This window comes from Sphingopyxis sp. 22461 (assembly GCF_052044915.1).
Taxonomy (GTDB): domain Bacteria; phylum Pseudomonadota; class Alphaproteobacteria; order Sphingomonadales; family Sphingomonadaceae; genus Sphingopyxis.
On the sequence record NZ_JBQENY010000010.1, the window covers coordinates 102604 to 125501 of the forward strand.

At 63.2% G+C, this 22898-nt stretch carries 22 protein-coding genes and 2 pseudogenes; 8 read left to right on the plus strand and 16 right to left on the minus strand.

The features are described from left to right. Positions 1–4 precede the first annotated feature (4 nt). Together ACTJI5_RS17150 and ACTJI5_RS17155 are read right to left on the minus strand one after the other, a co-directional pair. Positions 5–1426, minus strand: a complete 1422-nt coding sequence (locus ACTJI5_RS17150; RefSeq protein WP_411340997.1) for a conjugal transfer protein TraH — start codon at positions 1424–1426, stop codon at positions 5–7. A gap of 52 nt (positions 1427–1478) precedes the next feature. Beyond that, positions 1479–1988, minus strand: coding sequence for a conjugal transfer protein TraF (locus ACTJI5_RS17155; RefSeq protein ID WP_231732607.1), 510 nt, complete (start codon positions 1986–1988; stop codon positions 1479–1481). Positions 1989–2115: 127 nt separating this feature from the next. Between ACTJI5_RS17155 and ACTJI5_RS17160 the strand changes: the two genes are divergently transcribed. Together ACTJI5_RS17160 and ACTJI5_RS17165 are read left to right on the plus strand one after the other, a co-directional pair. Next, on the plus strand, positions 2116–2367 hold the full coding sequence (locus tag ACTJI5_RS17160) for an AbrB/MazE/SpoVT family DNA-binding domain-containing protein (RefSeq protein ID WP_058537142.1): 252 nt from the start codon (positions 2116–2118) through the stop codon (positions 2365–2367). Beyond that, entirely contained in the window at positions 2364–2762 is a 399-nt protein-coding gene (locus tag ACTJI5_RS17165; RefSeq protein WP_058537415.1) for a type II toxin-antitoxin system VapC family toxin, read from the plus strand. The genes ACTJI5_RS17160 and ACTJI5_RS17165 overlap by 4 nt, the downstream gene beginning before the upstream one ends. A gap of 47 nt (positions 2763–2809) precedes the next feature. Here ACTJI5_RS17165 and ACTJI5_RS17170 read toward each other — a convergent pair whose 3' ends face one another. The 7 genes from ACTJI5_RS17170 to ACTJI5_RS17200 all read right to left on the minus strand — a co-directional run bounded on the left by ACTJI5_RS17170 (position 2810) and on the right by ACTJI5_RS17200 (position 9618). Continuing rightward, entirely contained in the window at positions 2810–3694 is an 885-nt protein-coding gene (locus tag ACTJI5_RS17170) for a conjugal transfer protein TraF (RefSeq protein ID WP_058537141.1), read from the minus strand. Beyond that, positions 3694–4152, minus strand: a complete 459-nt coding sequence (locus ACTJI5_RS17175) for a S26 family signal peptidase (protein WP_440861188.1) — start codon at positions 4150–4152, stop codon at positions 3694–3696. Before ACTJI5_RS17175 ends, ACTJI5_RS17170 begins: the two co-directional genes overlap by 1 nt. Continuing rightward, positions 4149–4292: a hypothetical protein gene (locus ACTJI5_RS17180; RefSeq protein ID WP_440861189.1), complete on the minus strand. Its 144-nt coding sequence runs from the start codon at positions 4290–4292 to the stop codon at positions 4149–4151. Before ACTJI5_RS17180 ends, ACTJI5_RS17175 begins: the two co-directional genes overlap by 4 nt. Next, the gene (locus ACTJI5_RS17185) at positions 4264–5166 is read right to left on the minus strand and encodes a type-F conjugative transfer system pilin assembly protein TrbC (protein ID WP_082639811.1); all 903 of its coding nucleotides are present in this window, start codon (positions 5164–5166) and stop codon (positions 4264–4266) included. Before ACTJI5_RS17185 ends, ACTJI5_RS17180 begins: the two co-directional genes overlap by 29 nt. After that, positions 5138–6142, minus strand: coding sequence for a conjugal transfer protein TraN (traN, locus tag ACTJI5_RS17190; RefSeq protein WP_440861251.1), 1005 nt, complete (start codon positions 6140–6142; stop codon positions 5138–5140). Before traN ends, ACTJI5_RS17185 begins: the two co-directional genes overlap by 29 nt. A gap of 107 nt (positions 6143–6249) precedes the next feature. Continuing rightward, positions 6250–8193 (minus strand): hypothetical protein, encoded by a 1944-nt coding sequence (locus ACTJI5_RS17195; RefSeq protein ID WP_440861190.1) that lies wholly within the window; start codon positions 8191–8193, stop codon positions 6250–6252. A 339-nt stretch (positions 8194–8532) separates the two neighbouring features. Beyond that, positions 8533–9618: a TraU family protein gene (locus tag ACTJI5_RS17200; protein ID WP_082639808.1), complete on the minus strand. Its 1086-nt coding sequence runs from the start codon at positions 9616–9618 to the stop codon at positions 8533–8535. Positions 9619–10161: 543 nt separating this feature from the next. Here ACTJI5_RS17200 and ACTJI5_RS17205 point away from each other — a divergent pair. Continuing rightward, positions 10162–10620 carry an SRPBCC domain-containing protein gene (locus ACTJI5_RS17205; RefSeq protein WP_440861191.1) on the plus strand — a complete coding sequence of 153 codons (459 nt, stop codon included), beginning with the start codon at positions 10162–10164 and terminating at the stop codon, positions 10618–10620. A 175-nt stretch (positions 10621–10795) separates the two neighbouring features. Here ACTJI5_RS17205 and ACTJI5_RS17210 read toward each other — a convergent pair whose 3' ends face one another. The 6 genes from ACTJI5_RS17210 to ACTJI5_RS17235 all read right to left on the minus strand — a co-directional run bounded on the left by ACTJI5_RS17210 (position 10796) and on the right by ACTJI5_RS17235 (position 16176). After that, positions 10796–11392: a conjugal transfer protein TraW gene (locus tag ACTJI5_RS17210; RefSeq protein ID WP_440861252.1), complete on the minus strand. Its 597-nt coding sequence runs from the start codon at positions 11390–11392 to the stop codon at positions 10796–10798. 37 nt (positions 11393–11429) lie between these two features. Beyond that, on the minus strand, positions 11430–11663 hold the full coding sequence (locus ACTJI5_RS17215) for a hypothetical protein (RefSeq protein WP_440861192.1): 234 nt from the start codon (positions 11661–11663) through the stop codon (positions 11430–11432). Continuing rightward, positions 11660–11989, minus strand: coding sequence for a hypothetical protein (locus tag ACTJI5_RS17220; RefSeq protein ID WP_440861193.1), 330 nt, complete (start codon positions 11987–11989; stop codon positions 11660–11662). Before ACTJI5_RS17220 ends, ACTJI5_RS17215 begins: the two co-directional genes overlap by 4 nt. Beyond that, complete coding sequence (locus tag ACTJI5_RS17225) at positions 11986–14517, minus strand: TraC family protein (protein WP_440861194.1); 2532 nt, start codon at positions 14515–14517, stop codon at positions 11986–11988. Before ACTJI5_RS17225 ends, ACTJI5_RS17220 begins: the two co-directional genes overlap by 4 nt. Beyond that, a complete protein-coding gene (locus ACTJI5_RS17230; protein WP_440861195.1) occupies positions 14514–15125 on the minus strand; it encodes a TraV family lipoprotein in 612 nt (203 codons plus the stop codon). Before ACTJI5_RS17230 ends, ACTJI5_RS17225 begins: the two co-directional genes overlap by 4 nt. Positions 15126–15771: 646 nt before the next feature. Continuing rightward, complete coding sequence (locus tag ACTJI5_RS17235) at positions 15772–16176, minus strand: plasmid pRiA4b ORF-3 family protein (RefSeq protein WP_058799894.1); 405 nt, start codon at positions 16174–16176, stop codon at positions 15772–15774. Between the two features lie 30 nt (positions 16177–16206). On the opposite strand from ACTJI5_RS17235, the pseudogene ACTJI5_RS17240 reads away from it, so the two are divergent. From ACTJI5_RS17240 to ACTJI5_RS17250, 3 genes and pseudogenes are all read left to right on the plus strand, one after another. Then, a pseudogene (locus ACTJI5_RS17240) lies at positions 16207–16488 on the plus strand (IS21 family transposase); the annotation flags it as partial. Further along, positions 16475–17203 (plus strand): IS21-like element helper ATPase IstB, encoded by a 729-nt coding sequence (gene istB, locus ACTJI5_RS17245; protein ID WP_440861196.1) that lies wholly within the window; start codon positions 16475–16477, stop codon positions 17201–17203. The pseudogene ACTJI5_RS17240 and the gene istB, both read left to right, overlap by 14 nt. 249 nt (positions 17204–17452) lie before the next feature. Next, a complete protein-coding gene (locus ACTJI5_RS17250) occupies positions 17453–18478 on the plus strand; it encodes an IS110 family transposase (protein WP_058537102.1) in 1026 nt (341 codons plus the stop codon). Between the two features lie 269 nt (positions 18479–18747). On the opposite strand, the pseudogene ACTJI5_RS17255 reads toward ACTJI5_RS17250, so the two are convergent. Next, positions 18748–18964: pseudogene (locus tag ACTJI5_RS17255) on the minus strand (ATP-binding protein); the annotation flags it as partial. 442 nt (positions 18965–19406) lie between these two features. Between ACTJI5_RS17255 and ACTJI5_RS17260 the strand changes: the two are divergent. Then, complete coding sequence (locus ACTJI5_RS17260) at positions 19407–21647, plus strand: TonB-dependent receptor (protein WP_440861197.1); 2241 nt, start codon at positions 19407–19409, stop codon at positions 21645–21647. A 67-nt stretch (positions 21648–21714) separates the two neighbouring features. Then, a complete protein-coding gene (locus tag ACTJI5_RS17265) occupies positions 21715–22812 on the plus strand; it encodes a phosphotransferase family protein (protein ID WP_105998676.1) in 1098 nt (365 codons plus the stop codon). The last annotated feature ends 86 nt before the right edge of the window (positions 22813–22898 follow it).

Consider the following 22898-nt stretch of genomic DNA (forward strand, 5'->3'; position numbering starts at 1 on the left):
GCGGTCAGCGAATGCGGTTGGCGGCGGCGCCGGCGGCGTCGCGCGCGTCACGGTCGCGCTGTCGGACGAGACCGGAGTAATTGGCGGAGAGGTTGGTCTGTTCGAGGGCCGCCATGTAGGATTGGCGCATCTGTGCGCGTTGGCGCAGCACCTCGTCGCGCAGACCCTGCAACTGCTCGATCCCCTTGGTGAGAATACGCGTCTGGCAGATATTGGCATTTCCGGCGTCGGCCGCGCCCGCGGCCGTGGTGCCGCGCTCGGCGTTCGATAGCGCGAAGTCGATCGAGCGGGTGAGGTCGTTGAGCATCTGGTAGGCGAGGGTGAGCGCGACCAGTTCATCGGTATCACCGATCACGCTGTCCTCGACGCCTTCGCGCACACCCCATTCGAGCATCCGGTAGACCGGTAGCGTCTTCACATTGGCGACGAACTGGCGTTCCTCGGCCGTCAGCGCCGAGCGCGTGCGGATCTTCGTCGCGATCGCCTGCATGCGCTCGCGCGCGAGGATCAGCGCGCCGCGGCCCGGCCCGTCGATCTGGCAGTCGGCGCCGGTCGGCGGCATGTTGAGCGCGCGCGACTGGACGCGCCCGGTCAGGAAATCGTCGACGCCTTCGGTCTCCTGGCGCGGGCAGGCGGGGATCGCCGAGAAGAGCGGCACCTTGTCGGTCGTATCCCAGCGCATATAGACGTCGCCGACCCGCGCCCGCATGACGCCGGTCCACTCGCCGGCGCCGACGCGCGCCGCGGCGTGGGCGAGGAGCGAGCCGGTACGGAAGATGTCGGTGACCTCCCACGGGCAGTTGGCGAGTGCGCCCTTCAAATCCTCGGTCGGGTTGTTCTGGTTCGCCTGGATCTTCTCGCGGCTCTGCTGATAACTCTTCGCATAGCCTTCCTTGATCGACTTGTAGCCGGTCATCTCCTCGATGATGCCCGACATATTGTCGTCGCCCTTGGCGATCTGGACCATGCGGTTGGCGAGGCGGCAGTCGTTGACCTGGATCGAGTTCAGGAAGTTCGTCGCCGCCTCCATCTTCGAGATGATGTTGCCCATCTTCTCGTCGAGGGTCTCGAGGAGATACTGGAACGCCACCGCGGGCGCGGCCTGCAATATGCTCTCGAGTTTCTGGACGAGGTAGTCGGGATCGAGGAAGGACATGCCGCCGAGGAACATGTCGATTCCGCCGCAACCCGCCTTCACCTTGGGGAGAGTCAGACTCATCAGATAATCGTTGTGGACGTCGACGCGGCCCGAGAGGCCGCCGGCTGTCACATAACCGCGCGCCTGGTCCTCGAAGCTGCCGGGCGACGTATAGGTGACATTGTCGAACCAATGCTCCGCCCAGCTCTGCGCCGCAGCGGGCGTCGCGGCGCTTGCCGAGGAAAGGGCTAGGGCGATCAGCGGCAGGCGAAAGCGGGCGGTCGGCATGTTCGACGTCCTTTGGTCTGGTGCAGGTAAGGGAAGAGCTGAGTTGCCATGCTCAGCGCCTCGGGCGGTTGGGCGGGACGGCGCCAACGATCCCCGTGAATTTCGAGAGCGCGCGAACGCCGACGGCAGGGCGAACCCCGGTCAGCATCTTGGCGGCCAAGTATAGGTTACGCGCGAGGTTCGGCGCATGGTCGGTCCCGATGGCGATAGGAATAATGCGGTTCTGATCGGCCGCCGGGCGCACCCAGGTGACGGGATGACCGATCCACGGCAGCCCGAGTCGGCCCGAGCGCAGCATTGCTTCCTGTTCGCCGATCGCGCGTACCTCCCAGCCATAGCGAGCGCGAAGACCGGCGAGTTTCGCCCAGAGGTCCGCGCAAGGCGCACAGCCGGGCGCCGTGCTCATCTCGATGACGAAGATGCCGCGTTGGCCTCGCAGCGTCTCGGCGAGGTCCGGGGGGAAGGCGCGTGTTATGGGCACTCGGCCCAGCCAGTTCCGCATCTCCGCCATCGTCGCGACCGGGTGGACCGCAGCTCGTGCAGCAATCTCGCGACTGACCATTTGGGCGCCTGCGGGCGAGCCGAGCATGATCGCCACACTTGCTGCCAGGAGGATGTTAGTCCGCCAGAACCCGCCTTGCAGGTAAGGGTAATTTACCTTACATTGAAAGGCGGAAAGGGTATTACGTATGAACGCAGTCACGATCACGACGAAGGGGCAGATCACGCTGAGGAAGGAGTTGCTCAGGCATCTCGGCGTCCACCCCGGCGACAAGATCAGCCTCGAGAAACTGCCCGACGGTCGGATCGCAATTCGGCCGATGATGAAAGCCGGCAAGATTTCGGAGGTTTTCGGGATGCTCAAGCGGGACGGCCAAAAGCCGCTCTCGATCGACGAGATGAACGAGATTATCGCAAAAGGATGGGCTGGCGAACGGTGAATATCATTGCCGACACCAACATCCTCGTTCGCGCAATTGCGGATGACGACAAAATTCAAAGCCCGATCGCCAAGGCGCAACTCGATGGGGCTGAACTCGTCGCGCTTACGCTGCCGGCGCTTTGCGAACTCTGCTGGGTATTCCTTCGCGGGTACAAGGTGAGCCGAGAGGACTTGGCCGGATCGATCCGGGTCCTGATTTCTGCGGACAATGTGAAAGTGGACGTGCAAGCCGTCGAAGCCGGGCTCGCCATGCTGGATGCGGGCGGAGACTTTGCCGATGGCGTCATCGCCCACGATGGCCAATGGCTCGGCGGTGAAACCTTCGTCAGCTTTGACCGAGGCGCCGTTGGTTTGCTGCAGAAGCACGGACAGACCGCAATAATCCCCAAATGATTGCATGTCCGCGCTGGGTGCGTTGCAAACTGTTGTAATAGCCCCCGTCATCGCCGCGGCTCCATTCCGATCCCAACGAGATCGCCCCTGAGCACGCGCGGGTCGGTCGCTGACACTGGCCCATTCGACAGCGCGTCGAAGAAGCCGTCTTCCTCGCCCGCGCCGGTCAGGAACTGCTCGGGCCGAATGTCGCCGAGCAACAGCCGGACCGCCTGGTAGGTCGTCTGGGTGAGATTGGGATAGGATTCGACGCCGCTCGCGATCACCATGCGCTGCGCGCTGCCGCGACGGATCACCATCGTCGTCGGAGTAACCTCGACCCCAAAGCGCTGGCCGAGTTCGGGGCGCTGGTCGATGTCCATCTGCGTTACCTGCCAGCCGGTCTCTTCGCGGAACCGCTCGAGGATCGGCCATTGCACGCGGCAATAGCCGCACGAGGCGCGCGAGAACATCACCAGCGCAAACTGTCCGGCATTGGCGCGCAGATAGTGGCGCCGGATCGCGTCTTTCTCGGCTCCCATTGCCGAACGTGCGTCGCCGACCATGGGGTTGGCCGACTTGGAATTAAGCTCGGGATTCTGAAGCAGGGCGATCTGCGTGACGCCCGCGAACGCCCGCGCTTTCCTCCGCGCGAAGTCCTGCAACCGCCAGAAGTCCGCGACCGCATCGACGGAGAGCACCGTCGCGGCATAGTCGCGCTGCTGTTCGATCAGCTTGCGGATCTTCGGTGGCGTCCAGGTCGCGAGCTCCGCCATTGGCGGGATCGTGGGTTTTACGAGCGCGTCGGGATCGGGCTCGCTCGGCTCCGGCGGCGGCGCTTGGTACCACCAATAGCCCTGTTTCAGCTCGGGCGCGCGGGAGGAGGATGGGTTTTGCGCGAGCGCGGCGGTTGTGGTGGAGAGGGCGATGCTGGCGAGAAGGAGCGCCCGCATCACAGCACCTTCACCACGCGAGAGAGCCGCGCGATCGAAACCGGGCCATAATAGCGGCTGTCGAACCCGCTCGGATGCGAGGAGCCGACATAGATGGTGCCGGGCTTGATCAGCCCATTGTCCGGGCGCCAGTAATCGAGCTTCTGGCCATTCCGCCCATAGGGCTTGGTCACTCCCAGCAATTTGCCGTCGCAATAATACCAACCATCCATTGCGTCCGGCGCGATCATGGAGGGTTTCTCGATCAGCGAGATGCGCTCGCTTGGCATGCAGAGCGCGCGCTTCGTCACGTTGATCGGCTCGGGACCGGCCAGCGGATGCGACAGCTTGAACATGACGAGGTCGCCCTTCGTGATCGGGCCGGGGTTCGACCGCACCGCCCAGGCGTCGATCGACGGCGACATGACGAGCGTGATTTGCTGGACGGCCCAGCTGGCAAACAAGCCGAGCGGGATCACGAGCGCACAGGCTTTCCACAGCCGGTCGGGCCGCGTCGCTCGCCGAGGCCTTCGGCACCGAGCGCCACGGCCGTGCGCCGCGGCAAATTCTTGAGGCCGATGGCCAGCTGCTTACCGGCCTTCCAGGCGAGACTGAGCATCGCGCACCTCCTCCTTTCCACCAAGACGGGCGATTCCTTCGAGCAAGCCAGAGAGCGCGGCGTCGCCGTAAACGACGCGGCCCGCGCGGGGGCTTTCGTCCTCGCGCTCGCAATAAGGGAGCACGGGATCGCCGGGGATCATCGCTAGCGCGGGAACGCGCGTGACGCCATGCTGCCGGAACACGAGCGGATCGACGATGAGCTGGACGTCGCGCATCGCGCAGGCCGGGCCTTCGCAGCCGGGATCGAGCCGGAGGATTTCGGCGGTCAGCTTCGCCATCGGCGCGACCTTGGTCATCCCGCCCGGCATTCCGCGGAACGCGATCACGCCGCGCGCCTTCTCGAGCTGAGCGGCATAGGTGCGCAGCGTCGCCGTGGGCATAGAGGAGGAGGCGAACAGCACCGGCACCCACCCCGTCGCCGCTGGTGCAGGACCGGCGTCGGCGACGGCCTTCATGTCGGGCGCTTCGAGGCCCAGCGCCTGTTCGAGGCGCTTCGCCATCGCTGCGCGCTCAGCGGCGAACCGGTCCTTGCCCGCTTCCATCGCCTTGCGGGCGCGGGATTCCATCGCGGGAGAGGGCGCCTGGCTCCGCAGCACTTCGAAGGCGCGGCGGCGCTCGGCTTCGGTCGGCTTGGGCAGTTCGGACGGCCCCGCCTGCGGTTCCGCCTTGCGCCGTTCGATGGCTCTGCGCAGCCGGTCCATCGCGGCATCGCCCTCCATCTCTATTCCGACGCGCGCTGATGGAGGAGCCTTTTGGTCGGGTGCCCCCGGCGATATCTGCGCTGCCGCGAGGCTCGCGAAACCCATCGCGCCGCCGATCGTCAGCGCGATCGCGAAGCGCACGTCAGCGGCCGATGGCCTGGTAATAGGCATCGATACGTTCCTTCATGTCGATTTGAATGTCAGCCTGCGCGCGGGCCTCGATCTCGGAATAATATTCGGACAGGTCCATCTTGGAGAAGTCGAGCGCCTGGAACTCCTCGGGCGTGAAGCCGCGGCAGTTCGGCGTTTTCACCGGACCCCAGCCATCGGGAAATGACTTCAATTGCGGGCGGCCCTGTTCCTGGATGATGCGGCCGAGCTTGGTGTTGAAGCAGCAATGGCTCTTCGACTTCTGGATGCAGATGCCGAGAATCTTCGACGAGCAATAGCTGCCGACCTCGACGCACATGCCCGAGCTGCGCAACATGCCGACTTCCATGTCCTGCTGGTCGCAGGACGAGAGCAGGAACTCCATCATCACGTTGATCGCGAGGCTGATCGCAATCGACGTCGGATCGATGCCGATGACGAGGGCATTGGCCCCGGCGCTCGCCGCCTGGCTCGCTGTCGCGCCCGCCTGGAATGCGGCATAGGCAGCCTTGGCGCCGGTGAACACGCCTTTCGCGATCGCGATCTTGGTCTGAGTCGACGCAATCGACGAGCCCATGCCGTCCTTGACGATCTTGCCCTTGTCCTTGCAACAGTTCGAGAAAGTCGTCTTGAGACCCGCGGGACGGCAGCGAAGCGCGCGTCCGCCGAAGATCTCTATATTGCCAAGACAATTGCCCTCGGCGTCGACGGGACCATCGGCGGGCGCGCCGGGATCGTCGATCACCGGCTCATCCTCGATCGGGCTCGCCGCGGTGTCGATGCAGGCGTTCGGGGTGCAGGCGGGAACGCCGCCGCTCGCGGGCGTCTCGCACGGATATTGCGTACCGAGCGGGCACGACCACGCGCCGCCGGGCTCGGGCGCGCACCAAGTACGCTCAAGTGGGCATTGGTAGCCGCCGTCTGTGGTGCCTACGCAGATCGCAGTTTCGCCGGGGCCGTCGGCTTCGCCACTGCCGTCGAGATCGACGGCGCACATATGCTGCGCGTACGCCGGCGGCGCGGCGAAGGCGCTGCCGATCAGGACGCCCACGATCACCAAGGCGATCAGCACCGCGCGGTGCGGCCAGAGGATATCGCGCCAACTCATCGCGCGGTCGCCGTGCAGGCGAGGTCGGCCCCGGCGAGCCGGACCGCCTGCATCATTACCACCGCTTCGGGGAAATCATCGAGACAGCCGCAGGCCGAAACGATCTGTTCGCCGGGGCCTGCCGGGCAGACATTGTCACTCGCGCAGGCGTGATAGAAGGTGTCCCAGCCGGTCGGGTTCGTCTGCTGCGCGCCGACGACGCCTGCCGGAGCAGCGTCGGTGTTGGCCTTCGGCTTGCGCGTCTTGCAGATCGCCTCGCAGCGCGGGACCGACCCACGGTCGGGGAGGGCGAAGGGGCGGGTAGAAGCGGCCATGCCGCCGTCCGCTGTCCGCACGCGGTCGGCGAGAATCGTCTCGGTCGAATGGTCGATGATATAGGCGCCGCGCGACAAGTCCGGCTCGGACAGCGCGCCATTGTCGACGACGCATTTATAGGTGCGCTCGCGGCGGAAGAAGTCGCGGGTCAGCTGAACGGTGCAGGACCCGGTGCCGAACAGGCGTGTTTGCGGCAGCGGCCTGAGACCGGTGCCGACGCCATTGCGGAAGGTCTGAACCGCGTCGACCGTCTCGCTATCGAGGCGGCATTTGGGATCGGCGCCATAGCCTGCGCAGAGATCGACCAACCGCTCGCGCGGCTCGCAACCGGGCGAGACGCGGATCTCGACGTCGACGAGACCCCATTGGGTGGTGAGCGGCCCGCCACCGCCACCGCCCCGGACGCGCGCCGACACGGTCGTCGGGCCTGCCCTGAGATCGGCCGTGAAATCATAGGGCGTATAATTGCGCGCCGCGCCGCCATCGGTTCGGCAGTCGCCAGAAGGAAGGCCCGTCGTCAGCCATGGGCGCGGCCCGGCGGAGCCGACGATCCGGCCGTTGATACGGCCCTGGACCCAGTCGTCGGCGCCCATTTCGACGATCCGCGCGGAGACGAGCTTCGCGGGATCGCTGACTTCGAAGCGTGCTGTGAAGATCGGCGGCGAGCTGCTGCAATCGCCATCGCCGATGATGCGATAGCGGCGGCATCCCTCGCCGCAGTCGCGTACCGAGTAAATGGAGCCCGACGCCGAGACGATGTCGTCGTATGTCAGGGGCAGGAAGCTAATCTCGCGCTCGATCGTGCAGGCGCGGACCTGTTCTGCGCGGCCCGTTCCCGCGGGCGAACCGGCGAGCGACTGGAACAGGCTGTTCGCCTCGGAGGCGGCAAAGGCATCGCCCTGGATCGCCGTGGGGTTGGCGCGATAGGCCGTCTGGGGAAGGGTGGGTTCGGGGCTGCATGCCGTCGACTGCGCACCGACATATTGGATGAGCGGACCGTTGACGCGCGCGTCGGCGACGCCGATGCGCGGGTCGTGTGTCGAGAGCGCGCCGATCGCGCCGCCGCCGAGATCCTTCAGCACCGACGGCAGATTGCCCATGACGAGGTTCGCCCCGCAGCTATTGTTGATGCAATAACAGCCGGCGAGTTCGGGCATCTCGACTTCGGTCAGCTTGAGGTTGCCTCCGGCATCGACATCCCACTGGAAGGTGCGGCAACCGTTCCAGCTTCCGGGCTGGCACGAGATCACGCCGTTGGCGCAGATGCCCGACACCGCGACCGGCAGCGTCGAGACGCTGTCGAAATTGCCGTCGATATCCTTGTCGCGCGCGATGCGGACATTGGCGATGTCGCCGCCCGCGCCGGGCTGGATCAGGAGTTCGAGGAAGTTCGCTGTCTTCTGGCAGGCGAGGTTCGGTGTGAAGGTCCGGCTCTTGTCGACGGTCGCGATCAGCCGTCCGCCGAGGCCCGGGTTGATGTAGTTTTCAAGGATCGCTTCGCTGTCGCCGCTCTTTGCGCGCGCTGCTTCTGCCACGGCGCGTGCGCGATCTTCGACCGTTTGCGCCGATGCAAGGCCGGGGAGTATCACCGAAACGGGCAGCAGGATAAGGCACCGCGAGCTCATGAGCGGCCCTTCTCGACCGTGCGCGAACCCAGGGGCACGCGGAAGAGGTCTCCCGTCCGGAACGCGGCGGATCCGGGCGGGAGTAGCCGAAAGGCAGCCTGGCCTTCGAAGGACGTCAGCACGGCCTTCGCCCGGGGACGCTGCGGGACCTGATCGTGATGATCCGCCAGCGAAGGCGCTACGGCCGCTTCGGCGGAAGTTGGAGCGGCGCCCGAGAGGGGGCAGGGCGCCGCTCCCGCCTCGCGCGCCTGCCGGCAGCCACCGGGGCTGTGGCGGGCAGACCGGGCCGATTCCCGGCTGCGCGTGGGGCGATCGGTGTGCGCCGGAACCGACGCGGGATCAGGGCGTCGAGATGCCGGCACAGCAAATCGCTTTCTCGAAGAGCATGAACTGGGCGTTGTCCTTGCCGGGCGCGTGCTTGGCGCTCGTCCAGAGCGCGCCAGGCCGGCCGATGTTGACGCACTTGCCGCCCTTCACCGGCTCCATCAGCTGGAGCTTGTAGCGGCTCTTGGTCCAGATCGGCTGCGGCTTGAACGAGCAGCCGTCCGCCGAGTGGATCGTCAGCGCGCCGAGCCGCCCCATCATGAAGGTGCCGCGCGCGGCGAGGCCGGCCCAGGCTTCTATGCGGTCGCCCATGTGGATGTCGCCCGCGATCGGATAGGTCGATCCCCAGCTTCCCATGCACCAGAAGAGCGGATCAACCACCTTGCCAGCGGCGGCCGCGGCGCTGTCCGCCATGCAGGCGAGTCCTGCGGCGGGATTGCCGAAGAGAATGCCCTCGGGCTGGATGATCGCGCCGAACGTTCCCGACTGCCAGGTCGGCAGAAGCTCGGTCATCATCGCGACGTCGAAGCCGTCATCCTCGATGCAGGGCAGGTCGGTGAACATGTCGAGCATCTGCCAGACCGGAGCCTTGTAATAGTGCATCTGCGCGAAAAGCTTGGTGGTGTTGGTGCCGTCCGCGATTGACGACTGGCTACCCTGCAGGCGCCCGCCGGTCGGCATGATGTCGGCGCCGAGCGCCATCATGCAGCCAGGCTCGGTCACGATGTCGATCATCCGGTTCGGCGTCCAGAAGCTCACCTTCACGCCGAACCAGAAGGTTGCGCCCTTGCGGCAGGCACATAAGGGTTTCGAGGCCGATTGGGCGTCGAGTTCCTTGCTGAGCTTGTCGTGGCTGCCGATCCGCACCCCGCCGATGGTGATCGGGAAGATGCAGTTCCAGCGCACCTTGGTGATCGGATTGAAGATGGTGTCGCTCGGGCATTTGGAGGCATGGGCCGGAACCGCCGAAAGCGCGATTCCGGCGACGAGGGCTGCCGAGAGCGCTGCCAACCGAGTGCGGCTGGACCGCTGCTGCGCCGCGACCGCTGCGAGCCGCGCCTCGCTGGGTAATGGTGTGGCATGCGCGCGGCGAGCAGGCATAGGATCTCCGTTGCGCCGCGAACGGGCGCCTGAAGGTCGGCGAAGACGGATGGACGGCGTTTGGCCTGGCTATCCCGCCGGGAACTCGACGCCGTCCGATCTAAGGGATGCCCAGGGTTGATTGAGCGTGCAACGCGTGGGGCACGAGAGTGCCGAGGGAAGGCAAGGATGTTCCGCTGGCCGTTACCGAGCACGCCAAGAGCTTCCCCTAAAATAAAAGGCTTAGCTGTTATGGATGCGATGACGTTTGAACTCGATTTAAGCGTCCGGGACCCGCGCCACGATCGTCAGGTCGGGATACTGCCTACCTAATCGGACTTAAGTCTTCCGGGAACAGGCAGCGCTGCGCTTCCGTGCGCGCCGGCACCTCTTCGCTGAGGAAATCAAAACTGCGCAGGCGCCCGACCAGGCGGCGGGGCTGTTCCCCCAGTCTTGAACGTCATGGCGCGGAATGGAGCCATCATGAAGGCGTCGTTCTCGATCCTCGGATTTGCCAGCAAACTCTTGTCCCGAACACCCACAGCGCAATAGGAGGTGAGGGCTATGAACGTATCCGCGACTCACAAGACATCCCGCGTCATCCTGGCGACGCCGCGCGCGATCTTTCGCACGTTGCTCGATCCAGAGACGATCCCGGCTTGGCGGGCACCAAAGGGCATGAGCGCACGGATCGAGCATTTCGACCCCCGTCCCGGCGGCACCTACCGCATGGCGCTCCATCCCTCTGCAGGCGGAACGGAGAGCAAGTCCGGCGATGATACCAACATCGATGTCGAGTTTGTCGAGATCCTTGCCGAAGAGAGGATCATCGAGCGTGTCCGCTTCGATACCGCGGACCCTCGCTTACAGGGAACAATGACGCTCACGACCTTGCTCGAACCCGTCAAGGACGGGACCAAGGTTACGCTGACGGCGGACGATGTCCCGCAAGGTTTCAGCGAAGCCGATCATGAGGAAGGCATGGCCCTGACGCTGAGGAACCTGGCCAACTTCGTCGAATAAGCCTTGCGGGCAAAAGGACACCCGCCGGGCCGGGGCCAGGCGGGTGTCGAGATGAAGATCTCTGTCTCCGTTGCCGGAGGAGAGCTCCTCTGGGTCGCGGCGCCCCGTTAGGTGGGCGGTGCGATGCGGTATTGTATGGAAACGCCAAAACGTATCGACGCGCAATATTCATGCCTCATTTGTGAGGCCGTTCGATCGCGAACTCGCTGAGTTCCAGCTTCTGTCCGACCTGTTCGATGATGACCGGCGCGGCGGTGAGGGCCAGCCGATCCTTAACCCGTTCTTCGAGGATGAACAGCGGCCGCCCGACCTTTTTGCCGAGCGCGATCGGGTCGGATGCAGCCTTCTCCCCGCCGGCCAGCAATATCCAGTCGATCGGCCGCGCTTTGGCGATCGCCCAACCCAGATCGCGTGGATGAACGACGATCAGTCGCTGCGGGAGCGACACATAGGTTAGCGGGTTGAACGTATAGCCCCTGGGGTAGAGCAATTTGCCGTCTGGCAGCCGAATCTCGAAGTCGAGCGTGTGGAAGGGTACAACTGTTCGGCGCCGGTCGGTCCGCGCTATCCCGAGCGTGGCTGATTGCATGGCGCTCCAGCCTTCGCGCGGTCCGAACCGCTCGGCGATATTCGCGGGCTGCCGCGCCGCGCGCGCCTCGATCTCGGCCAGGGCATCGGGCTCGGCGATCGGCCATGTTCGCCCGATCGTCGCGGTCTGACCATGAGCTGACGCAGCGATGCAGACTGACGCCAACACTAGCGCCATCGACATTCCGAACTGCCAAGCGGCGAGATATAGGCGCTCCGTGTCATGCACGGCGTTTCCTCCATCTGTCATGCGGATCGCCGCGACTTTCGCCAATGATCGCGCCGATGAGCGAGCCGAAGGCCAGCAGGCCGAGGATGAGGAGGAGCGAGCGCGGCGCGGTCGTCCCTTCAGGAGCGGCCAGCAGGATCGCCGACTGGATGCACCCGAACAATAATCCGGCAACGACGAGCCGGATGACGCGGGGCGAGGGCGTGGCAGAGAAGAGGCCGTTCATCGCCGCGGCCCGCTGCGCAATCGCGCCATCAGCCCGCTGGCGACGCTCGAAAGCCAGATCAGCAGGAGTCCGCTCGCAAAGCAGGCAATCGCGACGGTGATCGCGGCCCGGACGACTATTGCTGTGGGTTGATCGATCAGGAGGCCTGCAACCAGCACAAGGCTGGCCATCATTACCGTCTCGATCGCGACCAGCCGGAACCGCCAGTAAAAGGCCCGCCGCTCAGCCTCGACCGTGATTGCCGCCTCGAACCGTGCGCGGTCGGCGGGGAGCATGGCGTCGAGTTCGAGCTGCAGCTGATCCGGACTCACTATACGCCGCGTCACGACACGGTCTCCGTGCGGCCTGCGGGCAATCGGTCGCCGAGAATCTCGCGCGGATCGACACCCGCCAACTCGCACACCGCTTCGAGCGGTGAGCGTCCTGCGCGGATCAGGGCTTCGAACGCGGCGACCTCGCTCGGCGCGCTCGTGTTGATCCAGTAGCTGAACGGATCGACCACGAGCCTGGCGATGCCGAGCCCGAGCGGAGAATCGATGAACACCTCGCTATAGTTGGGCTTATTGTTGCGGACCGACTTCAGGAGTTCGAGGACGAACCCCGAATAATCGAGGATCTTGTTCTCGACCGCCCGGTCATAGGTCGAGCCCTGGAGCAGGAAGCGCGTCGCGGCATTTTCGAGGATCACCTGTCCGGTGCCGCCGAACAGGGTGAGGTCGTTCATCGACTGGAGGACGATGCCGAAACTGCCCTGATATTTGCGCGCGCGGCGGTAGCCTTGCGCGAACGCCTCGGCGAGCCGCGACAGATCCTGTCCGTCGCTCTTGGTCATGAATTGCGCCGCTTCGTCGCACAGCACGAAGCGCGGGCGATCGCGCGCCGAGAGATAGAGTTCCTGCGTGACCGCGTTCACCACCACCATCACGATGACGTTGAACAGGTCGGGCATGGATTTCAGGCGCTCGAGTTCGAGGACGACGAACTCGTCGTTCGAGATGTCGAAGGTTGATGGGCCGTTGAAGAAATGCCCGTAAGCCCCGTCCGACCCGAAATCGCGGAGGTTGAAGGCAAGCTCGCGCGCGACGGGCTTCAGATGGTCGACGCGGTCGAGATCATGCGCGGCAAATTGCGGATAGGCGCCGAGCCAGGCGCGGACCGAGTCGATGCCTTCGTCGGCATGGCCTTCGTCGATCGTCCACTGGACGGCCGATTTGAGCAGGTTCCATTCCGATGTCGAGACGCCCTTGCGCGTTGCGGCATTGGCCATCTCGGCGACGATCGCGACCGCCATGGCAATGGCGGACTGCTTGTCCTCGCCGTCGAGCGCGAGCCCGAGGTCGAACGGGTTGAGCACGAGCCGTTCCTCGCCGATGTCGATATAGCGCCCCGAGCAGAGCGTGCAGAGCTTCCTGTACGAGCCGCCGATATCGATGATGCGGATCAGCGCGTTCTGCGCGTAATATTGGCGGCAGAGATCGTTGAGCAGGAAGCTCTTGCCCGCGCCGCTTTCGGCCGCGACGATGAAATTATAATTGTTGATGCGCGGGTCGAAGAGGTCGAGTGTGATGAGCTGGCCCTTGCGCCCGGCATAGAGAAGGGCAGGGCGGCCGCCGCCCCGGAAATCGGTTTGGATCGGTGCCATCAGCGCGGTCGCCTTCACCGGCATCTTGAAATCGCGCTCGAGCATCCTGATCGTGCGGCGCTCGGGGTAGAGCCCGAAGGGCAGGCTCGCGGTGAGCAGGACCGGGTTGAGGTAGGACTCTTCCTGCACCATCCAAGGGAGCGGTTCGCTTTCCCAGAGGCGCTTGGCGCGCGCCGCCATCTCGCGCGCCTGATGGCTGTCGCGGCCGAACACCCAGACCATCGGCATCACGGTGACGAAGCGGCTGTTGCCCGCTTCGTCGAGCACCCAGCCGATCTCCTCGATCTGCTTGCCGACCTCGACGGCGAAGCTGCCTGCCGCCTTCTGCGCTGAGAGGATTTGCGCGCGCTTGTGGATCTCGAACTGCGAATGGTCGAACAAGACGTTCAGGCAATAGAGGAACGGACCGCCAATCTGGTCGCTGTCCTCAGCGCTTCCGCGCATCCCGCCCATCAAGCGATTGGCGCGCTCGGCCGTCACCCGCCGCGCCGGCGCCTTGGGCGTGAGGCAGCGCCCCACCTGGTTGCCGAGGAAGACTTCGGCGCCATCGAATGTCAACGCGGGACCCGCATCGACGATCTGCTTGCGGAGGGGTGGGGCGGGCTGTCCGGGCGCGCCGCTGGTGAACACGCCGGGGGCGTCGTCGAAGACGCCGTTGAAGATACGGCGGTAGAAAGTGACCATCTCAGCGGATTCGACGCGTCGGATGCCGAGCTTGGCGAGTTGTTCCTCGATCTGGCGCTTGAGGTCGCTGTGCATCGGCTGGCGCGTCTTCACCGCGAGGAACGTCCGGAAATCCCGAACCGGAATGCCGTGAAGCGCGCCAAGCCCGGCGCGGCCGTTGTTGAGATAGGCATGCGTTCGTTGCGCCGAGGCCTGGATTAGCGGATCGGCCCGCGTCTTGAGGTCAAGATACTGGTCGAGCGTCGGCGCGATCAGCGGATCGGCGAAGCTGATGAGCTGCAACACGCTGTTCTCGGGGAATTGGATGTTGAAGAGACCGAGCAGCGCCTGGTGGACGTGCGCGAACATATAGGCGGCGGGCGTCAGCTCCCAAGCATAGCCCCAGCCATCGTCGATGCAGAGGAAGGCCTCCTCCTCTTCCACCCAGGTTACGAGCGGCAGGAAATCTGAATAGCGGTCGCGCGCAACGCTGCGATGGAGATCGGCGAATGTGAGCCCGCCGCCGGTCCGTGTTCCGAGAGCTTTCACGGACGAGACTCCGCCGGGCGCGTTATCGTTGGGGCTTGCTCGCCACCAGGCACTTCGCGCACCTGTTCCAGTACTGGCACGCGCGATGCAGTCGATGTCGGCGGAACGAGATAGTCCCCGACCACCCACGATGGTGTTTCGAGCACCGAATAGACGAACCTTGGCATGTAGAGCCGGTCAGGTCGGTTGCGGTCGGCATAGGGAAGGATTAGCGTGCGGACCGCCAGCGCAGGGCGCAATATAGGGGTCTCGGGCTTTTCGATCAGTCCCTTGAGTTCGCGATAAACGCTGTCTCGATAGCTGCCGTAAGCGTCCGGTACGGCTGCTTTTCCGTGTTTAGCGTTATGGACGCGCTGCTGCTTAAGGAGCTTCTTGTCGCGCGTCATCGCAGGATCGGACTGCGATCTTTTGCCTTGACTCGCGTCCTCATAGGCCTTCTCGGGATGGATGCAGTGGCCATGGTCGCTGTTCTTGCAGCTGAACGTCTCGCTATAGGGCGACATCGCCGATCCGAGCGACGCGCAGCCCGCAACGAGCAACGGGAGAATGCATAAAGCTCCCAACCCTCCTTGCCGGAGGATGCGGGCGTTGGACATGCCTTGGGTCATCGTTCCTCCATCCCACGGCAGCGCAGGAGCAATAGCTGCGCAAAGCGCAGGAAAATGGGATTCAACCGCTCTCGAAGCCGGGGCGGTGACTTGGACATGGGACTATCGCCGGCGCGTGGGCAAGGCGGGGGGTACGAACCTTCCGCTCGGAGGCATGCGCCTGCCTATGCACGGGTTTCGTTATCTCGTTCAGGCTACGCCAGCAGGCGTCAACTGCTGACCGCTCTATAAGAAACGCCATCCATCACTGATCGCAATTGAAAAAAATCTTTCGTTCGCATTTGCTGCATAAGCGGGAGATTCCCGTATCTTTTCTGCCTTTTAGGCATCCTCTCCCAAACTTTAGGGGGCCAGCGCAAGCTGACCCTTCTTTTATGGAATATCGGGGATCGCTCCATCAGACTGCTTTGCGCCTCTGCACGACCACCCCCCCTTTCGCGGGACTGGAGCCAAAACTGAGGTATCGGAAGATACACGGACATTGAGCAAGACCGCGCGGTAGGTCGATCATGGAGCTGCTTCAACGAAGAGCATGCCATGACTATTGTTACGACCGACGCCCCTGTCACCCCTTTCCGCCAGCGCATGCAGCATGATATGATGATGCGCGGCTTGGGTGTAAGCGTGGTCAGGAAACCGCCATCGATTAGCTGTCGCGGGATTTAGCGCCGGCGTAGGCGGCTATTCCCTGCGCCCGTCGCTTGGCGAGCTTCGCCGTGCGTGCGTTGATCTCGTCGAGGCTGATATCGGTAGGATCGAAGACGCTGCCATACCATTGCACCATGGACGCGCGCTCGGGATGGCGCGGCTTGGCCATGGCATTGAGGAACTCTTCGAACCCCGGGGTTCCGCCGACGTCTTCGGGTGGGGCACGGCGTTCGCCATCGACAAACCGCGGGTAATCGATGCCGGGAATTGCGGGCGTGATCTCTTCGATCTCGATGCGATGGCGCCAGTCGTCCCCGAAATCATAGGTGTAGGTGAAGCTGGTTATGCCGCGCTCGATGAGCTTGCCGATGCGCATATTGGCGGCGTCGCGGGTGCGGATCATGAAAGCATCGTCATCGTCGAAGCGGATGCCATACGGCGAAGGCTCGGTACCGGGGACGAGGCGGATCGCAGGTTCGTGCGGGTCCTCTCGGCGGTGCTCACCGATGGCCTGGAACCGGTTGAGGCTGCCGTGCGCGAAGCGCTGGCAAGCGGCACGGCCAGCGACGAGCTGATCCTCAACATCCTCTCCCGGCGCCGCGAGCCGGCGATGCCCCACAGCATCGTTACCTCGGAAGACCGGATGCTGCGGCATCCTCCGCTTGCCGACTGCGCGCGCTATGATCTGCTGCGAGGCTATGATGCAGCGGCATGATATGATCGGCACGATGCGCGGCCTCGGGCTCAAGGGCATGGCGGCTGCGTTCGACGAGGCCGTCACCACCGGCCTCCAGCGCAAGCGCACCACCATGGAGATACTGACCGATCTGCTTCGCGCCGAGGCGACCCACCGGGATGCCGCTTCCATCCGTTATCGCATGACGGCCGCCAGGCTGCCCGTGGTGAAGGACCTGGAGCGGTTCAGCTTCGAGGGCACGCCGATCAATGAGGAGCTGATCCGCTCCCTTCATGACGGTTCCTTCCTCCCGCCTCGCCGCAATATCGTGCTGGTCGGCGGCACGGGGACAGGAAAGACCCACCTCGCCATCGCGATCACCGCCAATGTCGTGCGAAGGGGCGCTCGCGCCCGCTACTTCAACACCGTCGATCTGGTGACACGCCTCGAAGAGGAGACCCGGATCGGCAAGGGCGGGACCCTGGCGGCGCAGCTGTCGCGGCTCGACCTGATCGTGCTCGACGAGCTCGGTTATCTGCCGTTCGCCCGCTCCGGAGGGCAGTTGCTGTTCCACCTCATCAGCAAGCTTTATGAGCGCACCAGCGTCATCATCACTACCAACCTCGCCTTCGGCGAGTGGCCCACCGTCTTCGGTGATCCCAAGATGACTACGGCGCTGCTCGACCGCGTCACCCACCACTGCGATATCATCGAGACGGGCAACGACAGCTGGTGCTTCAAAAACCGCAGCTGACCGCCACCTTCGGCGCCTTCAAAAATCTATCTTGCGCTGCGCGCGCCTCCGGTCGGGCTACGCCCGCCCTCCGCCGCACGCAGCGCAAGGCGACCCTCAACTAACCAGCATCATATCCGAAAAAGGGGTCCCTCTTCGACGCCGATCGGGGGTCCCTTTTGAACACGATGACGTAATTGCTGCCGTTGTTCCCATTGGGGCGCGACAGCTGCAGGGTACGAGAAATCATCGTAACGGAGGAGCATCGCCATGAAGCACTATGTCGGACTGGACGTGTCGCAAAAGGAAACGTCGATTTGCATCGTCGATGAGGCAGGACGGCCCATTCACCAGGGCCGGGTGAAATCCGATCCGGGCGTGCTGGCGGCGGTCATCTCCAGGAAAGCTCCCAATGCCGAACGCGTCGGTCTTGAAACTGGCGCCATGTCGAGCTGGCTCTGGCATGAACTCAAGCGCACCGGTTTGCCCGTGGTCTGCATCGATGCGCGTCACGCCCATGCGGCCCTGTCCGTTCGCATGAACAAGAGCGACGAGAATGATGCTCGAGGCCTGGCGGAACTCGTCCGAGTCGGCTGGTATCGAGAGGTTGCCGTCAAGAGCGAGGAAAGCCAGACTGCGCGATCCATCCTCGTGTGTCGATCCCGATTGGTGCGAGTCCGACGCGATCTGGAAAATCAGATGCGCTCTATGCTTAAGGAATGCGGCTTGCTCTTTCCACGCGCAGCCGGCGGGCAGTTCCAACGGCGGGTCAACGACCTCATCGCCGATGGCCATGCTCTCGGCTCCATTCTTCGCCCGCTGCTATCCGTGCACAAGCAAACCTGCGGCGAGCTGGAAAGGATCGATCGAACCATTCGCCAGCTTGCGCGTGAGGATGAAACGACGCGGCGGCTGATGACCGTGCCAGGCATTGGCGTCGTCACGGCCCTGACATATCGTCACACGATCGACGACCCGACGCGCTTCCAGAATGCGGCAAAGGTCGGCGCTTATCTCGGGCTCACGCCCCGCCGAAAGCAATCGGGTGAAATGGACGTAACGGGAAAAGTCTCGCGCTGGGGCGACCGGCTGTTGCGCACCTATTTGTTCGAGGCGGCCAGCGTGCTGCTTCATCGAACCAAGCGGTGGTGCTCGCTTAAGGCGTGGGGGCTGCGGCTTGCAAAGCGAAGTGGCATGAAGAAAGCGCAGGTCGCCGTTGCCCGAAAACTCGCTATCATCCTTCATTGCATCTGGGTGGATGGAACCGAGTTCGAATGGGGGAAACGGCCTGCCTGACCGTCATACCTACCCTGAAATTGCAGGACTGACGCCAGACCTGTGATGATCCACCGGGACGGTGGTTGCGGTGACCTCGTTCAAACGGCTGCGGACTTCCAGGACCGCGTTGCGCACGTTGAGGCACCCGACCCGGACATCATCATGAGGCCATGACCTCGAAAAGGACCATGACCCCGGTTCGGATCAATACACAGGCTTGACAGAAACCCGCAATTAAAGGGCCGTTTGACATCGCTGGCTTTCCTCCCCGGTCCTGACGAGATCGCGCGGTCGAGCAGCGCCGTAGTCATCTTGGGATCACCGAAGATGATGGGCCAGTCTGCTAACGCGGGGTTTGTAGTGATGTGCACACTGAAGCGCTCATAGGCCTTGCTGATCAGAGGGAGCAGCGCCCTCCCTTCGTCTGAAGGGCGGATATCCAAGCTTATCGAGCAGCATCAGGTCGAGCCGTAACAACTGCTTTGCCAAGGTCCCGATCTTGCCGGCCCAGGTCCCTCTTAGCGGCGTGTCGCCATTTCTGATGTGGCGGATGCTGCGTTTCCGGCGCGGACAAGTCTGCCGGCAAATCAGGATCGAGCGCTTTGCGGGGTTGCGATCAAACTTCATTTTCCGATCAATCAGCCCAACTCAAGGGGCGAATTGAAAAGCAAACTTGGCGAAAACGTTATTATATTGACAATTATGACCACTTGGGGGATTTATGCCTGAATGCTGGCGCAGACCAGTTGAAACTATGCGGGTTTCGGGGCTGGCTTGAGCTAGTCGACGGGAGGATGGAAGATCATATATTTTTGAAGATTTTAGCCGTGTGTGCGGCGCCTACCGCTTAGCCGCTGGGCACGCTGCATGTCTGCGCCTCAAAGATCACAGCCCGCAAAAATAAGGATGCGCGCCGAGACGCGCGAATGGGAAGGGAGAGACTGAAGTGATTAATCGATCAAACCAGCTTGCCACAGTGTCCGCGTTGGCAATGGCGGGCATCATGCTCGGTGTATCGACGTCTGCCAGCGCGGCTGACACTACCGAGGGAAGCGAGGCGCCAGCAAGCCGTGATGCCTCGGCCAACACCGATGGAAGTTCGACGGGGCTAAACGAAATTATTGTGACAGCTCAGAAGCGGTCCCAGAATCTCCAAGATGTTCCTGCAGTAATTAACGCGCTCGACGCGGGCATGATCGAGGATCGCCAGATTGGCGGTCTTGAAGAGCTTCAGGGGGCGGTTGCGGGCCTCAAGTTCGACCCTGTTTCCGGCAACTCCAACATTTCCATTCGCGGCGTCGGCACCACCTTCACGACCGGCGCGGGCGAAAATTCGGTCTCCTTGCATCTCGACGGCGTCTATCTTTCGAGCCCTCAGGGCGCTGGCCTCGGCCAGTTCGACCTTGGCGGGATCGAAGTGCTGCGTGGCCCGCAAGGGACACTTTACGGCAAGAATTCCACGGCGGGTATCGTCAACTTCATATCGGCGGCGCCTACCCGCGAGTTCGAAGCGGGCGTTACGGCGGGCTACGGGAATTATGACGACCTCAAAGGCTCGGCTTATGTCAGCGGCCCGCTTAGCGACGGAGTGCGCGCGCGGCTCTACATCGAAGGTGGCCAACGCGATGGCTATGTCAAGAATCTCCAGACCGGCCAGGATCTCGACGATCTGCGCTACATCGGTGGCCGTTTCGGTATCGACGCCGACGTGTCGCCCGGGTGGGATATGGAAGCGCGCCTGACCTACCGGCGCGAAGCCAGCAACGGCCCGGTGCGTCAGCCCTATGACCTCAACCGCCTGTCCTTGCCGATCCAGGATACGATCGTCACCCCTCGCCGGTTGAACTCACCGCTCATTTTTGACGGCAATCGGTCCATCGCGCTGGCATCGCTGAAAAACACGTTCGATCTCGGCGGCAACGTAAATCTTGTCTCGATCACCGGCGCTTCTCGCCTGCGCGTCAATTACAATTCGCTGGACTCGTTGGCGCAAGGAAATCCGAATGACCCGATCTTTGCAAATCTGACCATTCCGATCGCCCAGGGTGTCCGGGTTTCGACCTTCTCACAGGAATTCAACCTCAAGGGCGACAGTGGGCCGGTGGACTGGCTGGTGGGGGCCTTTTACTATAATGAAATCAACCGAACGACCGGCTCAGTTACCCTCGACGGACGGCTGCTTGGCAGCCCGTCCGCACTCATCCGTTTGTCCAACGGCCGCTCGAAGCGCGAAAGCGCCTCCATATTCGCAGATGCCACGATCAGCGTGAGCGACGCTACCCGGCTGTTTGGTGGCGTCCGGGGTCTTTACGAGCGGTCGCAAAATGATCTGTTGGTGACGTTCCAGCTTCCCGGCGGCACGGTCGTTCAGACCGATTGCAGTCCGGGCGCACCGCTTCAGCGCGTGACCGACTGGTCGGCTACGGGACGCATAGGCCTGCAGCATGATCTGTCGGACGATGTCATGGCCTATGGGCAGTTGTCGCGTGGGTACAAGTCCGGCGGCTTTTCCAACAGTACCTGCGGCAATCAGTATAAACCGGAAACGGTCAACGCCATCGAGACGGGACTCAAGACGCGGTTTCTTGACAGGCGTGCGACGCTTAACCTCTCGGCCTTCTACTATGATTACAAGAATATCTCGGTCGAGCAGTCGACGATATTCGGGACCAATGTCGTAGGCGCTCCGAAAAGCGAGATCTACGGGCTGGACATCGACGGGCGGCTGCAGGTCAATGATATGCTGAGCTTCGATGGCAACGCGAGCTTCGTACACAGCGAATATAAGCGCTTCCTGTCGACGGGTGGCGCGATCTTTGGCGAGCCCGATGGTACCGATTTGGCGGGACGGGCTCTCAACAAGGCTCCGGGTGCGTCCGGTACGATCGGCACGCAACTCGAATTTCCCGTCGGCTCGGGCAAGATCACGCTTCGCGGCGAGGCCTATTTCACAAGCGGATACCGCCTCCGCGAATATAATGATCCCTCGCTGCGGCAGAATGCATATGAACTGTATAATGCATTCGTGACGTACGAACCCAATGATTTGGTCACCGTGCGTGGCTTTGTCCGGAACATCACCAAGACAAATTATATCCAGGGGACTGTGGTGCAGCTCAATGGGGTCACGGGGGTCTATAATCCGCCACGCACCTATGGTGTGGAACTGGCACTGAAAATCCGCTGAGGCACCAGGGCCGGCCTGCGGGCCGGCCCGTCGCCGAAGAATATTGAACACGGAAAGTTGATTTGAAATGAGTGCGGAAACTGAAGAATTGCAGGGGTTCTACGACAAGTCGGTCGCGGCTGCGAAGTCGGGCTACCCGGAAATTGACGCAGATCGGCTGGCAGCCTTCATTGCTGCGCAGCCCGGCATCGAAGGCCCCGTCACGCTCAGCAATTTCATTGTCCCGCAATCATCCGGTGCCAGCAACGGCATTCTGTTGTTCACGGCCGAGTTCGGGCGGAGCGGCGAGCGTCGCCGGGAAGACATGGTCGCGCGTTACGCACCTGGCACGACCATGATCAAGCAGAAGAGCTTTTCTGACGAGTTCCTGACTCTCGTCGCGGCATACAAGCGCGGTCTGCCCGTGCCCGAGCCGCTATGGCTTGACGCGGACGGTTCGGCTGTCGGCTATCCGTCCTTCGTCATGGCGCGGATCGAGGGCACGCCTCCCGCGTCCGCAATGTACTCCAAGGGGCCGCTCGCCGACGTCAGTCCGGAAGCGCGCAAGGCGATGATGCTTGAAGCCGCTGGCTTTCATGGTCGCCTGCGCCGCGAGGCGATCGGTCGCGAGGAACTGCCGCATCTGCTCGCGCGCGGCAGCGGTGAAACCGATATCGAACGCGAACTCAACTGGTTCCTCGCGGAAGCAAAACTAAGCTCCGAGCCGGACGATCCGAAGCTCGACCCCATCGTCGAGGCTCACCGCTGGATGGTCGCGCACCAGCCAGCCGTTCGCGAGGGAACGCTTGTACAGGGCGATTCCCAGATCGCGAATGTGATGTTTCGCGACGGGCGGCTTGCGGCTGTGCTCGATTGGGAACTCGCCTATCTCGGCCATAATGAGGCCGACCTTGCGCTCATCGTCTTCCTCACCGAGACGATGAAACAGCTCGACAAGCATGTCGACGGGACACCGACCGAGGCAGAATATCTTGCTCGGTTCGAGGAAGAGGCCGGCGCTCCGGCGGAACATTATGACTTTTTCAAACTGTTTCCTCTCTTCAAGACGCAGTGCATCCTGCTATCGGGGCGGAGCTTCCAGCCAGCCTTCGAACAGGTCTGGACCTATTATCTCGCCCACCTTCATGCCGAACTCGCCAACGCGAAACGCATATACGGCGATTGACGCCGCGGATCGGGGCATGGCGGACAGCACCCGGCCCGAGAAGCAACACAATGGACAGGGGCCGCGCAGCTTGCCAGCTGCGCGGC